Source organism: Sphingobium sp. (assembly GCF_041987595.1).
Lineage (GTDB): Bacteria > Pseudomonadota > Alphaproteobacteria > Sphingomonadales > Sphingomonadaceae > Sphingobium.
In genome coordinates this window covers 1-13350 of sequence record NZ_JBHIWJ010000052.1, presented here as the reverse complement: position 1 = coordinate 13350, position 13350 = coordinate 1, and the positions used below count along the sequence as shown (strand labels likewise).

Below are 13350 nucleotides of genomic sequence, written 5' to 3'. Positions count from 1 at the left end.
GGACGAGGGATGAATCAGTGGGCTTTCGTAATCGGCGCCTATGCGCTGACCTTTTTCGGCACCGGCCTGATCAGCATCCTGAGCTGGCGCAAGATGCGTATCTCTGAAGCCGCGGCCCAGCAGGCGACTGACCGGCCATGAAGGCGAAGCATCAACGGTTGATCCTTGCGATCGTGGCGTTGGCCGCGCTGGTCGGGGCCGGGCTGCTGGCGGCTTCGGCGCTCAAGGACGAGGCGGCCTATTTTTACGCGCCCTACGACGTCAGGACCAAGGGCTTCGAGCCGAACAAGGCGATCCGGCTTGGGGGCATGGTGGTCAAGGGCAGCCTCAAACGCGCACGCGATGGCGTCACGATCCATTTCGACGTCACCGACGGAAAGGCGACCGTTCCGGCCAGCTTCAAGGGCATCACCCCCGACCTCTTCCGCGAAGGTTCGGGCGTCGTTGCTGAAGGGGCCTTCGACGCCGGCGGCACCTTTCAGGCGACGAACCTGCTTGCCAAACATGACGAACGCTACATGCCGCGCGAATTGCAGGGCATGAAATATGATGAAAAAACCCACAAGATGAAGGCTGATCGGTGACGCGAAGCCATGCTCCCCTGACTATGCTGCCGAAAGATCAAAGCGCATGATCGCTGAAGCCGGGCTTGCCGCATTATGGCTGGCCGCGTCGCTGGCACTGCTCCAGCTTGCTCTTGCAACTCTGGGACTGGTGGGAGGCAAGGCCGAGTTGCTGGGCGCGGTGCGTCCTGTCGCCGTTGCGCAGGGCGTACTCACGGCGATCGCCTTTGCGCTGCTGATTACACTCTTCATGCGATCCGACATGTCCGTATTGCTGGTCGTGACCAACAGCCATTCGCTCAAGCCCTGGCTATACAAATTTGCCGGGACCTGGGGCAATCACGAAGGGTCGATGTTGCTTTGGGTCACGGTGATGGGCGTCGCTGGAGCCGCCGTCGCGCTGTTTGAGCGGGCCTTGTCGCGGGCGACGCATATCGCGACACTGGGCGGGCAGGCGGCGATCAGCCTGGGCTTCTACGCCTTTCTGCTATTTGCTTCCAATCCTTTCGCGCGCATCGATCCGCCCGCGGCAGACGGGCAGGGCCTCAACCCCCTTCTGCAGGATCCCGGCCTCGCTTTCCATCCGCCGACCCTCTATCTCGGCTATGTCGGCCTGTCGGTCGCCTTCTCTTTTGCAGTGGGCGCGCTGCTGACGCGGCAGGTCGACGCGGCCTTTGCCCGCGCCATGCGGCCATGGGTGCTGGGTGCCTGGATATTGCTGACTCTGGGGATCACCGCGGGCAGCTATTGGGCCTATTATGAGCTTGGCTGGGGTGGCTGGTGGTTCTGGGACCCGGTTGAAAACGCCTCGCTCATGCCATGGCTGGCGGCGACCGCGCTGCTGCATAGCGTGACGGTGCTGGCGACGCGCGATGCCTTGCGTGCCTGGACTGTGATGCTGGCCGTGATCGCTTTTTCCATGTCCATGGTCGGCACCTTCCTCGTGCGGTCGGGCATCCTCACGAGCGTCCATGCTTTTGCGGTCGATCCGGAACGCGGCACCTTCATTCTGGCGCTGCTCGGCATCTATATCGGCGGCGCGCTTGCGCTGTTCGGCTGGCGGGTGGGAGCTGTGCGCGAAGGCGCGCCGTTTGAACTGGTCAGCCGGGAAACCATGCTGGTCGTCAACAATCTGCTGCTCTCGGTCCTGTTGGGACTGGTGCTGATTGGAACGCTTTATCCGCTGCTGACCGAAGCCTTTGGCCATAAGGTCTCAGTCGGCGCACCCTATTTCGACCGAATTGCGGGGCCGATTGCGCTGGTCCTGATGATGGTCATGATCCTCGGACCCCTCGCGCGCTGGCGGCGGGACCGGATACGGGAAATCGGCCGGCGCATGGCCATTCCTTTGGCCGTTGGCGGGGTGGCGTTCGTCATCCTGGCAGCCGTGGCCTGGGGAACGATCGGGATATTGCCGTTTTTGGGTCTGGTGATCGCGCTGGCCGTGGCTGTCGGCAGCGTCGCTCCGCTCTGGAAGCGCAATCTGCGCCGGACGCCACTCTTCACCTGGGGGATGGTGATCGCCCATCTCGGTTGCGCGGTCAGTCTGGCGGGCATGGCCTGCGATTCCGCCTTCACCGTTGAAAAGCTCGTGGCGGCCCGTCCGGGCGACACGGTGGAAACCGCCGGGTGGACGCTGCGCTTCAACCGCATCATGCCGGTCGCAGGCGACAATTGGACTGCGTTGCAGGCTGATATCGAAGCCATCCGTGGCAGGGGAGGGGCGGTGTTGCTCCACCCGCAATCGCGCTTCTTTGCATCGCCGCCGACCACGACGACGGAAGCGGCCCTGCTGACCCGTTGGAATGGCCAACTTTATGTCGTGCTGGGGCAGGAAGCCGATGCAGGCCGCTGGCAGTTGCGCATCTGGTGGAAGCCCTTTGTGACCCTGATCTGGCTTGGCGGCTTTCTGATCGCGCTGGGCGGGGCGCTGGCGCTGGTGGGGCGCGAACGGCGGGGGTGGCTGCTCAAATGGCGTGCCGGAAAGGCCATGGGGGCGATCGCATGAGACATTGGCTCATCTGGCTGCCGTTCGCGCTCTTTTTAGCATTTTTCGGCCTGTTCGCGAGCGGGCTGCTGCGTCCTGACGATCGGATCATAACCTCCAAGCTGGTGGGCAAGCCGCTTCCCGCCTTTGCCCTTCCCGCGGCGGCAAGCGATCGGCCGCCGTTGGCCAGTGCTCAGCTGGCCACGGGCAAGCCGCGACTGCTCAACATTTTCGCAAGCTGGTGCGTCCCCTGTGCTGCGGAAGCGCCACAGTTGATGACACTCAAGCAGGCGGGCGTGGAGATTGATGCCATCGCTATCCGCGATGCCCGACCCGATGTGGACGCTTTCCTGAAGCGTTATGGCAATCCCTACGCCCGCATCGGTCTTGACGCCCGCAGCGAGGTGCAGATCGCCATGGGGTCGTCCGGCGTGCCCGAAAGCTTCATCATCGATGGCAGGGGACATATCGCCTACCAGCATGTGGGGGATATTCGTGCCGACGACCTGCCGATGATCCTCGACCGCTTGAGGAGTGCGCAATGAGAGCCTTGATCGCCTTGCTCGCGCTGATCCTGAGCGTGCCGACCCATGCGCAGACCGCCTTGCCGCCTGCGCCCTATGCCGACCGGCAGATCGAGGACCCGGCTTTGGAAAAGAAGGCGCGGACGCTGATGGAGACGATTCGCTGCCTCACCTGTCAGAGCCAGTCCATTGCCGACAGCAATGCCAGCATGGCGGCCGATCTGCGCTCTCAGATCCGCGAACGTATCATGGCTGGGGAGCAGCCGGAACATATCAGGGCTTGGCTGATCGAGCGCTATGGCGACTGGATAAGCTATGAGCCGACCGCCGAGCCGATCTTGTGGCCGCTATGGGCTGCGCCCCTGCTTTTCCTGGGATTGGGCCTTCTGCTGCTGCGTGGTCGGATCAGGCGGGGGAGGCGTTCATGATGGGGTGGGTCATTGCGGCGGGGCTGGCGATCCTTGCCTTGGGTGGGCTGATCGTCATCGGCCGCCTGCCCCGGCAGGCCTATGAGATTGCAGCCGCCGCCTTGCTGCTGGGGCTGGCCGGCTATGCGTGGCAGGGACGCCCGGCATTGGCCGGATCGCCGCGTCAGTCCGCGGAAAATGGCGGGGCGCCTTTCGACGAGAAGCTGGCGGAACAGCGCCGTGGGCTGGCGGAACGCTATGGCAAGGCGGGTCAGTGGCTGATGTTGTCGGACGGTCTCGGACGGCAGGGCAAGACCAGGGAAGCGGCCAATGTACTGCTGTCGGGGCTGCGGGAAACGCCGAACGATCCCAATTTGTGGCTGGGTTTCGGCAATGCGCTGGTGGCCCATGCGGGAGGCGTACTGTCGCCGGCGGCCGATTTTGCCTATCGCCGGGCCATGATGATCGATCCGGAAGGACCCGCGCCGCGCTATTTCTACGGTCTGGCTCTGGCTCGCGCCGGACAGCTCAAGGAAGCCCGCAAGCTCTGGGCGCCGCTGGCCGCCAGTGCGCCTGAAGGAAGTGAGGTCAAAAAGGAACTGGAACTCAACATCGCGCGTATCGACGCCATGCTGGGTTCGGAAAGCCGATAAGGGCGATCAAAGCCGCAGCGGCATCATTGCCTAGGACCGGGAGCCATGGTAGGGCGCGGCGGTTTGCGGGGGCTTATGGAATGACAAGACGGGCCGCTTCCCCGTTCGGGTGTCCAAAGATCATGACAATTCGGCATTTTCTGCATGGCTGATGATAGCATCAACGGTGCCCTCCGCGCTGGCGAGGAGGAAAGCCATGATCATGGCCATGCCGGGCAGAAAGCGACGCTGAAGCTGGTCGTCGGCGCGATCGGCATCGTGTTTGGCGATATCGGGACCAGCCCGCTCTATGCCTTCCGCGAAACCTTTGCCGGGCATCACAGGCTGGCGCTCGATCCCGATCATATATTGGGCGTCATCAGCCTGATGTTCTGGTCCATGATGCTCGTGGTGACGCTGAAATATGTGACTGTCATAATGCGCGCAGACAATAAGGGCGAGGGCGGAAGTCTGGCCCTGCTGGCGCTGATCAACGGGCAGACCAAGACACAGCGATGGTCACGCGGAATCGTGCTTCTGGGCGTGTTCGCGACGTCGCTCTTCTACGGGGACTCGATGATCACCCCGGCGGTTTCGGTCCTGTCCGCGGTGGAGGGCCTTGCGGTCTACAATTCCAGCCTCGCGCCGCTCATTCTTCCCGCGGCGGTGGTCATCCTGCTGGGCCTTTTCTGGATACAGGGGCTGGGGACCAACCGGGTGGCCTCGCTGTTCGGCCCGATCATGCTCTTCTATTTCGTAACGATTGCCGTGCTCGGCGTGATCAGCATCATCAAGACGCCGGGCATTCTCTATGCCTTCAATCCCTATTGGGCGGTCATGTTCTTCGTCACCGATCCCCTGCCCGCCTTTCTGGCATTGGGGGCGGTGGTTCTGGCCGTGACCGGGGCCGAGGCGCTCTATGCAGACATGGGCCATTTCGGACGCAGCCCGATCCGCGTGTCCTGGCTCAGCTTCGTGCTGCCTGCGCTGATGATGAACTATATGGGGCAGGGCGCCCTGCTGTTCCGCGAAGGCGCTGGCGCCCTCCATAGTCCCTTTTACTATCTCGCGCCGCAATGGGCGCAGTTGCCGCTGGTGGGCCTTGCGACTCTGGCGGCGATCATCGCCAGCCAAGCGGTGATTTCCGGCGCCTTTTCCGTGACGCAGCAGGCGATCCAGCTAGGTTTCATGCCGCGCCTGCGCATCGCCCATACCAGCGCTTCGACTGCAGGCCAGATCTACATTCCCCTTATCAACTGGGGTTTGATGGTGATGGTGATCCTGCTGGTGCTGGTGTTCCAGACCTCTTCCAATCTGACCGCGGCCTATGGCATCGCCGTGACGGGAGCCATGTTCATCGACAATGTGTTGCTGACCGTCCTCCTCTATCGCTTGTGGAAATGGCCCTGGTATTATTCGGCTCCGCTGCTTTCAGTCCTGTTCCTGGTAGACGGGGCCTATCTCGCGGCCAATCTGACAAAGGTGCCGGCAGGCGGCTGGTTCCCGCTGTTGATCGGCTTCATCGTCTTCACCCTGTTGACCACATGGTCGCGCGGGCGCCGCTTGGTTCAGGACCGCCTGCGCGAGGCGGCGATGCCGATCCCGGTATTCGTCGCTTCAGCGGCCAACAGCGCCGTCCGCGTTCCGGGTACGGCGGTCTTCATGACCTCCACGCCCGACGGCGTGCCTCATGCGCTGCTGCACAACCTCAAGCACAACAAGGTTTTGCACGAACGCGTCATTTTGCTGACGGTCAAGATCAAGGATGTGCCCGTCGTCGAGGATGACGGGCGATGCAGGCTGGAGGATCTGGGCCGGGGCTTCTACCGGCTGGTCCTGCAATATGGCTTCATGCAGGAGCCGGACGTGCCTGCAGCGCTCAAAAATGTGACGGGCTGCGGTCAGGCGTTCAAGATGATGGACACCAGCTTCTTCCTGGCGCGACAGACCCTGCTGCCCTCGGCCAAGCCGGGGATGCCCTTGTGGCGCGAGAAGATCTTCGCCTGGATGCTCCGCAATGCGGAAAGCGCTATGGAGTTCTTCCGCCTGCCCACCAACCGCGTGGTCGAACTGGGCAGTCAGGTCGAAATCTGAGGGCCTAAAAAAGGGCGCGGCATTGACCGCGCCCATGTTCACTTCGATTTTTCGCCCGAAATCAGGCCGCGTCGCGATCTGCGTTGATGTCGACAAGCTCGCCACCGTTGATGGCGATCTTCTTCGGCTTCATCGCTTCGGGGATTTCGCGAACCAGTTCGATCGTCAGCAGCCCGTCCGCCAGATCTGCCTTTTCGACGCGGACGAAATCGGCAAGCTCGAAGCGGCGCTCGAAGCTGCGATTGGCGATTCCGACATGCAGGAAACGCGCGCGATCGCCGCCTTGCGATTCTTCCTTCCGGCCAGTGACCTGAAGAAGATTCTGCTGCGCGGTGATGTCGATCTCATCGGTGCGGAAGCCGGCAACCGCCAGAGTGACGCGATAACGATCGTCAGACAGGCGCTCGATATTGAACGGGGGATAATTGTCGCCCTGGCTCAACCGTGCGTTGTTTTCGATCAGGTCGAAGAGGCGATCGAAGCCCACGGTCGAACGGCGATAGGGGGTCAGGTCAAAACCACGCATTGTCATAGTCTCCTAAGAGCAAAATGAACCCGCCGGACCCATCAGGCATCCGGCTAAACAATGTCCGATCCCATGTGGCGACCGAACAGCGGTGATATGGTTTGACGGAAATGCGTTTCAAGTGGGAGACCGAGCGGATCGGAATGGCCTTCGCCAATCGCTGCGCGCCGTGCGTATGAGGGGCGGAAATAAAAGTACCCGGGCCGTGTTTTCACGACCCGGGTACTAATGGACGATTGCTCGTCTCCCCCTTGGCCTGCCTCAACCGCTTCTCAGCCCCCTAAGCTTGAAGCGGGATGCAGTATCCCTGAACCACGGCCATTTACCTGTGCTTCGAATTCTTTGCTATGGAGTGTGCGGGCTGCTGTCACGGCCTATTTCCGGCCGGTGTGATTTTCCATTTCTCCCTGTGGCCCGCGTGCAACAATCCTGCAACGCTTGCCGTTGTGGGAGAGCCTGCTAGACGAGCAACTCAAGTCCCTATCGAAAGGCCATTCGCGCCGTCATGATTTTATCCCGATACGAACGCATGATTGCAAAGCGCTATCTGCTGCCTGGAAAGGGGGAGGGTTTTATCTTCCTGGTTGCCGGGATCAGCCTGGCGGCGGTGATGTTGGGCGTTGCCGCGCTGATCATCGTGATGAGCGTCATGAACGGCTTTCGGGCGGAACTGTTCGACAAGATTGTGGGCCTCAACGGCCACGCCGTCGTTCAGGGCTATGGCGGCCGCCTTCCCGACTGGAAGGATATATTGAAGCAGGCCAAGGCGACGCCGGGCGTCACCAGCGCCACGCCGTTGATCGAACAGCCGCTGCTTGGCAGCTTTCAGGGGCGCGTGGAGGCCGTGCTGGTTCGGGGCATGACCGTGAACGACATTCGCAATAACGCCACCCTCAAGGCGAAAGTGGTCGCGGGCAGCCTCAATGCCCTCACCCCCAATAGCGGAAAGGTGGCGATCGGTTCGCGACTGGCCGAAAATCTGGGCGTCCAACTCGGCGACACGGTTACCATCATCAATCCCGCCGGGCGATCCACGCCGTTCGGCACGGTGCCGAGGCAGGTAGCCTATCAGGTTGCCGCGATCTTCGAGGTCGGCATATATGATTATGACAAGGCATTCGTCGTCATGCCCATGGAGGATGCCCAGACGCTGCTGCTGCTGGGCGATATCGTCGGCATGATAGAGGTGCAGACGGTCAACGCCGATCGGGTCGGGGCGATACTGGAGCCGCTGGCCGCAAAGGTCGCGGGGCGCGCTGTCGTCACGGATTGGCGGCAGATGAACGCATCCCTGTTCGAAGCGCTGGCGGTGGAGCGTGTTGCGATGTTCGTGGTGCTGTCGATCATCGTGCTGGTCGCCGTGTTCAACATCCTTTCCTCGCTCATCATGCTTGTGCGCGCAAAGACGCGGGACATCGCCATTTTGCGGACCATGGGGGCAAGCCGCGTCGGGCTGGTTAAGATCTTCATGACCGTGGGCGTGACGATCGGCGCGCTCGGCATGGCCGCGGGGATAGTGCTCGGCTTCACCTTCCTCTTCTTCCGCCAGAGCGTGGTGAACGCGATCCAGTTCCTGACAGGGCAAAATCTGTGGGATCCCTCGATCCGTTTTCTGACCGAATTGCCCGCCAAGCCTGACCCCGTGGAGATCACGATCATCTGCCTGATGGCGCTGATCTTCAGTTTTCTCGCGACGCTTTACCCGGCTTTCAAGGCCGCCAATACCGATCCTGTTCAGGTGCTGCGCTATGAATGACATTTTGAAGGTCAGCGGTCTCACGCGCAGCTTCACGCAGGGCGGCGTCACCATCGACGTCCTGCGCGGCATTGAACTGTCGGTCGGTCCGGGCGAGATCGTGGCGCTGTTGGGCCCATCCGGTTCGGGCAAGTCGACGCTCCTTCAGGCAGTGGGACTGCTGGAGGGCGGGTTTGACGGGTCGATCCGCATCGGCGGCGAAGAGGCAGCGAGGCTCGACAATGATGGCCGCACCCGGCTGCGGCGCGACGCGCTCGGCTTTGTCTATCAGTTTCACCACCTGCTGCCCGATTTCAACGCGGTGGAAAATGTCATTCTGCCGCAGGTCATTCGCGACGCTGACATGGCGATCGCCCGTGCACGCGCGGAATCGCTGCTCGCTTCGCTGGGGCTGGGGCATCGGTTGGACCATCGGCCGAGCCAGCTTTCAGGCGGCGAGCAACAGCGTGTGGCCGTGGCGAGGGCACTTGCCAACCGGCCCGCGCTGGTGTTGGCGGACGAACCGACCGGCAATCTGGACGAGCGGACGGCCGATGTGGTGCTGGCGGAGTTCCTGCGGCTGGTCCGTGAGGAGGGATCGGCCGCACTGGTGGCGACGCACAATGAGCGGCTGGCCGGTAAGATGGACCGGGTGGTCCGCCTGCACGAAGGGCTGTTGGAGCCGACATCAGGCGACGTGTGAAACGGCCTCCCGCGCTGAGGCGATGACGATCTGGTTGCGGCCCTGCGCCTTGGCCCGGAGCAGGGCGGCATCGGCGGTCTGCATCAGCTTTTCCGCTCGGCCATGGTCGGGATAGGCGGCCAGGCCGAAGGAAGCCGTGATCGGTCCCAGTTCCTCGCCGCGATGCTCGACCCGCAGGTCCTGGATTTTCTGCTGGACCTGGCGCGCGCGCTCAACGGCTTGCTCCAGCGGGAAGCCAGGCATCAGCAGGACAAATTCTTCGCCGCCGAGCCGGAAGGCGCAGTCCGTTTCGCGGAGCGCGTCATTCAGGACCGATCCTACCGAGCGCAGCACTGCGTCGCCCGCGTCGTGGCCGTGGGTGTCGTTGAAGCGCTTGAAATGATCAATGTCGACCATGAGGCAAGCCAGCGGCTCCACCGAAGTTTCGGCGAAGGCGATCTGTTCCTTGAACACGGTATCGAACCGCCGCCTGTTGGCGAGGCCGGTCAGCGGATCGGCCATCGCCATCTGGCGCAGCGCATCGCGCAGCCGGAGGTTGGAAAGCGCCAGGCCGATATTTTCTGCCAGCATCTCGAGATATTTTTCGGTCCGGCTGAGTTGGTCTGCGGCCATATCCTCGGGCTGCTCGAAATAAAGAAGTCCGATGCTCTCGCCCTGCGCCGTCAATGGAATGCAGATTGTTGAAATGCTTCCCTGCTCGCCCAGATGCTCGCACGGAATATCAATCTGCTCGCCCTTTGGCTTGTGGGTTTGCCCCCGGCGCAATGCCCAGCAGGCTGAAGGCGCAAATTCCTCGCGCGATTGCTGCGGTGACAGCCAGTCGCAGGCCTGCCGCATCGCGTTGCGCCGAACCTCCTGAATATAAAGCCGTCCAGCAAAATGAGGCGCGATCTCGGGCGCAAAGCGACGGACCACCTCGACCAGATCGCTGATGCTGTCGCATCCTTGCAGGCGTTGGGTCATGCGGGACAACTGATCGCGGGTCATCCTGTCGGCGTCGCGTTCCTGTTCCAGTCGCTGTCGTTCCAGGCCGTTTTCGCGGAAAATGCGCACGGCCTGCGCCATGTCGCCAATCTCGTCCACCTGCGGCAGTTCCGGGGGGATGGCGGCAAAATCCTGCGCTGCAAGGCGCGTCACCACGTCGCTCAATCGGACGACGGGCCGCAAAATGCGCTGCTTCAGAATGAAATAAAGGACGCACAGGAACAGCAGGGCGGTCGCGCCGAGCATGACTTCCGACATGAGACGCCATTGCCGTGCCCTCTCGGTCGCCTTCTGGACGGCGTTTTCCGTCCGCTGATCCAGCATATATTGGAACTTGCCGATCTGCGCGGCGATACGGTCCAGTTCCCGGCCATACTCATCGCCGAACAGGATGCGGCGCGCCGTCTCTGCGTTGCCGGCCGCGGCCGCCTTGATGGCCGCTTCCTGCTCATCCAGCAGTGCGTCAGCCCAAAAAATGCCCTGCCTGAGCGCAGCAAGCTCACTTTCGCGGGCGCCTGCATCGCGCAGATGTTCCACCCGTTGTTCGACGGATCGGGCTGCCGCCTTTTCACGGCGATAGGCAATGATATGGGTTGGATCGCCGGTAATGGCATAGGCGCGCGCCTGCTCGGTCAGCCTGTATGCGTCTATCTCCAGAGTGGCGGTCAGCTGATCGAAATTGGCGCGCTGTTCTACCGCCGCGCGTTCGCCTTCCTCCGCTCCGGACGCAAGCAGCATGACGGTGCCGGAAGCCAGCGTAAGGGCGACGGTTGCGCCATAGGCCCAGTTGGTGATGGTGGATAAACGCATGATAACCGCAGCCTAGAGTTGAATCGTTGGAGATCGGTTAACCATCGGTCCTTTCGCGAGATTGTTCGACGACGGGCAACGTTACCCACGATTTTCTCGTGTGCGGGGCTGGCGCCGAATCGATGAGAATGCCTAGATTGGTTTCATGCCTCATGCCGGTTTTGTTCCCCTTCGCGTCTTTTCCTCCTTCACCATGCTGGAAGGGGCGATCGATCCCAAGAAAATCGCCAAACAGGCAAAGGCTCTTGGATTTCCTGCCGCGGCGATAACTGATCGCAACGGCCTTTACGGTTCCATGGCCTTTTCCGATGCTTGCAAGGGGGAGGGGGTACAGCCGGTCATAGGCGCGATGATCGGCGTCCTGCGTCCCGGACGCCCGGCCAATGCAGCGACCGTGCATGACTGGATCGCGCTCTATGCCCAGGATAGTGCGGGATATGACAATCTCTGCGCGCTTGTTTCCATGGCGCATCTGGATCGCCCGGTTGAGGAAGTGCCCCATGTCACTCTGGATGCCATGCAGGGGCGCACGGATGGTCTGATCGCCCTGACGGCGGGCAGCGAAGGGGCATTGGCACGGTTGTTTGCCGAGGATCAGCCCGACGCCGCCCGCGATTATGCCATGCGGTTGGAGGCCCTTTTCCCCGGAAGGCTCTATATTGAAATTTGCCGCCGGCTTGACCCCATAGAGGGCAGGGCCGAGCCGGACCTGCTGGACCTTGCCTACGCACGCGATCTGCCTCTGGTCGCAACCAATCCCACCTGCTTTGCCGAGCCGCATTTCCATGAGGCGCATGATGTCATGCTCTGCATCGCCGACAGCGCCTATGTCGAGACGCCTGATCGCCGCACCAGTTCGCCAGATGCCTGGATGAAACCCGCTGCGGAAATGAAGCGGCTGTTCGAAGATCTGCCCGAAGCGCTCGCGAATACGCTGGTGGTGGCGCAGCGCTGCGCCGTCGCGGCGCCCAAGCGGAAGCCCATCCTGCCCAGTCTGGCTGGCGATATTGAGGGCGAAGCAAAGATGCTGCGCGAGCAGGCGGCCGAGGGACTGGAAGCGCGTCTGGCTAAAGCGGGCATCATCGGCGACGAAGCGCGCAAGCCCTATTTCGAGCGGCTGAAGTTCGAGACCGACATCATCATCCAGATGGGCTTTCCCGGCTACTTTCTGATCGTTGCCGACTTCATCAAATGGGCGAAGGATCAGGACATTCCGGTCGGGCCGGGCCGCGGATCGGGCGCGGGATCGCTCGTCGCCTGGGCGCTGACGATCACCGATCTCGATCCCTTGGAACTGGGGCTGCTGTTCGAACGCTTCCTCAATCCGGAACGCGTGTCGATGCCCGACTTCGACATCGACTTTTGCGAAACCCGGCGCGGAGAGGTGATCCGCTACGTTCAGCAGAAATATGGCGCTGACCATGTCGCCCAGATCATCACCTTCGGTAAGCTGAAGGCCCGGGCTGTTCTGAAGGATACCGGCCGCGTGCTCCAGATGAGCTATGGTCAGGTCGACCGGCTGGCCAAGCTGGTCCCGAACCACCCGACCGATCCCTGGACGCTGGAACGCTCGCTGAACGGGGTGGCAGAGTTCAGGGCGGAATATGACAATGACGGGCAGGTCAAGCGGCTGATCGACTATGCGATGAAGCTGGAGGGTTTTCCGCGCCACAGTTCCACCCATGCGGCCGGTGTTGTGATCGGTGACCGGCCGCTGTCGCAGCTCGTGCCGCTCTACCGCGATCCGCGATCCGATATGCCGGTGACGCAGTTCGACATGAAATATGTCGAAGGTGCGGGGCTGGTGAAATTCGACTTTCTGGGCCTCAAGACGCTATCGGTCTTGCAGAAGGCGGTCCAACTGCTTGCGGGCCGGGGTGTCGAGGTGGATCTCAGCAGTCTGAGCTGGGACGATCCAGCGGTTTACGAACTGCTCCAGCGCGGCGACACCGTAGGCGTGTTCCAGTTGGAATCCGAAGGCATGCGCAAGACGCTGGCCGCCGTGCGCCCCACCAATTTTGGCGACATCATCGCGCTGGTGTCGCTTTACCGTCCCGGCCCGATGGACAATATCCCGATGTTCGGTCGCCGGAAGAACGGACAGGAAGATATTGAATATCCTCATATTCTCCTGAAACCGATCCTCGAAGAAACCTATGGCATCTTCGTCTATCAGGAACAGGTGATGCAGGCCGCGCAGATTCTTGCGGGCTATTCGCTGGGCGACGCCGACCTTCTGCGGCGGGCCATGGGCAAGAAGATCAAGGCGGAAATGGACGCCCAGCGCGCCCGTTTCGTCGAAGGCTGCGCGAAGAGCGATATCGCTGAACGCAAGGCGAATGAGTTGTTCGACTTGATCGACAAGTTTGCGGGCTATGGCTTCAA

The 13350-nt window shown here is 61.9% G+C and carries 12 protein-coding genes; 10 read left to right on the top strand and 2 right to left on the bottom strand.

Going from position 1 to position 13350, the window contains the following annotated elements; translation table 11 throughout:
* Positions 1 to 9: 9 nt before the first annotated feature.
* The 7 genes from ACFC3J_RS13910 (at position 10) to ACFC3J_RS13880 (ending at position 6207) form a co-directional block, all read left to right on the top strand.
* Positions 10 to 141, top strand: coding sequence for a hypothetical protein (locus ACFC3J_RS13910; protein ID WP_375196758.1), 132 nt, complete (start codon positions 10 to 12; stop codon positions 139 to 141).
* Positions 138 to 584, top strand: a complete 447-nt coding sequence (gene ccmE, locus ACFC3J_RS13905) for a cytochrome c maturation protein CcmE (protein ID WP_375196757.1) — start codon at positions 138 to 140, stop codon at positions 582 to 584. The genes ACFC3J_RS13910 and ccmE overlap by 4 nt, the downstream gene beginning before the upstream one ends.
* Positions 585 to 630: 46 nt before the next feature.
* A complete protein-coding gene (locus tag ACFC3J_RS13900) occupies positions 631 to 2571 on the top strand; it encodes a heme lyase CcmF/NrfE family subunit (protein WP_375196756.1) in 1941 nt (646 codons plus the stop codon).
* Positions 2568 to 3095 (top strand): redoxin family protein, encoded by a 528-nt coding sequence (locus ACFC3J_RS13895; protein ID WP_375196755.1) that lies wholly within the window; start codon positions 2568 to 2570, stop codon positions 3093 to 3095. Before ACFC3J_RS13900 ends, ACFC3J_RS13895 begins: the two co-directional genes overlap by 4 nt.
* On the top strand, positions 3092 to 3502 hold the full coding sequence (locus ACFC3J_RS13890) for a cytochrome c-type biogenesis protein CcmH (RefSeq protein ID WP_375196754.1): 411 nt from the start codon (positions 3092 to 3094) through the stop codon (positions 3500 to 3502). The genes ACFC3J_RS13895 and ACFC3J_RS13890 overlap by 4 nt, the downstream gene beginning before the upstream one ends.
* Complete coding sequence (locus ACFC3J_RS13885; protein WP_375196753.1) at positions 3499 to 4134, top strand: tetratricopeptide repeat protein; 636 nt, start codon at positions 3499 to 3501, stop codon at positions 4132 to 4134. The genes ACFC3J_RS13890 and ACFC3J_RS13885 overlap by 4 nt, the downstream gene beginning before the upstream one ends.
* Positions 4135 to 4278: 144 nt before the next feature.
* Positions 4279 to 6207 carry a potassium transporter Kup gene (locus ACFC3J_RS13880; RefSeq protein WP_375196752.1) on the top strand — a complete coding sequence of 643 codons (1929 nt, stop codon included), beginning with the start codon at positions 4279 to 4281 and terminating at the stop codon, positions 6205 to 6207.
* Positions 6208 to 6268: 61 nt separating this feature from the next.
* Here the strand turns inward: ACFC3J_RS13880 and ACFC3J_RS13875 are convergent, their stop codons facing one another.
* Positions 6269 to 6733, bottom strand: a complete 465-nt coding sequence (locus tag ACFC3J_RS13875) for an Hsp20 family protein (protein ID WP_375196751.1) — start codon at positions 6731 to 6733, stop codon at positions 6269 to 6271.
* 505 nt (positions 6734 to 7238) lie between these two features.
* On the opposite strand from ACFC3J_RS13875, the gene ACFC3J_RS13870 reads away from it, so the two are divergent.
* A complete protein-coding gene (locus ACFC3J_RS13870) occupies positions 7239 to 8489 on the top strand; it encodes a lipoprotein-releasing ABC transporter permease subunit (RefSeq protein ID WP_375196750.1) in 1251 nt (416 codons plus the stop codon).
* On the top strand, positions 8482 to 9171 hold the full coding sequence (locus ACFC3J_RS13865) for an ABC transporter ATP-binding protein (protein ID WP_375196749.1): 690 nt from the start codon (positions 8482 to 8484) through the stop codon (positions 9169 to 9171). Before ACFC3J_RS13870 ends, ACFC3J_RS13865 begins: the two co-directional genes overlap by 8 nt.
* Here the strand turns inward: ACFC3J_RS13865 and ACFC3J_RS13860 are convergent.
* Positions 9157 to 10965: a diguanylate cyclase gene (locus tag ACFC3J_RS13860; RefSeq protein WP_375196748.1), complete on the bottom strand. Its 1809-nt coding sequence runs from the start codon at positions 10963 to 10965 to the stop codon at positions 9157 to 9159. The genes ACFC3J_RS13865 and ACFC3J_RS13860 overlap by 15 nt on opposite strands.
* 145 nt (positions 10966 to 11110) lie before the next feature.
* On the opposite strand from ACFC3J_RS13860, the gene dnaE reads away from it, so the two are divergent.
* On the top strand, positions 11111 to 13350 hold a 2240-nt coding region (gene dnaE, locus ACFC3J_RS13855), incomplete at its 3' end, for a DNA polymerase III subunit alpha (RefSeq protein WP_375196747.1).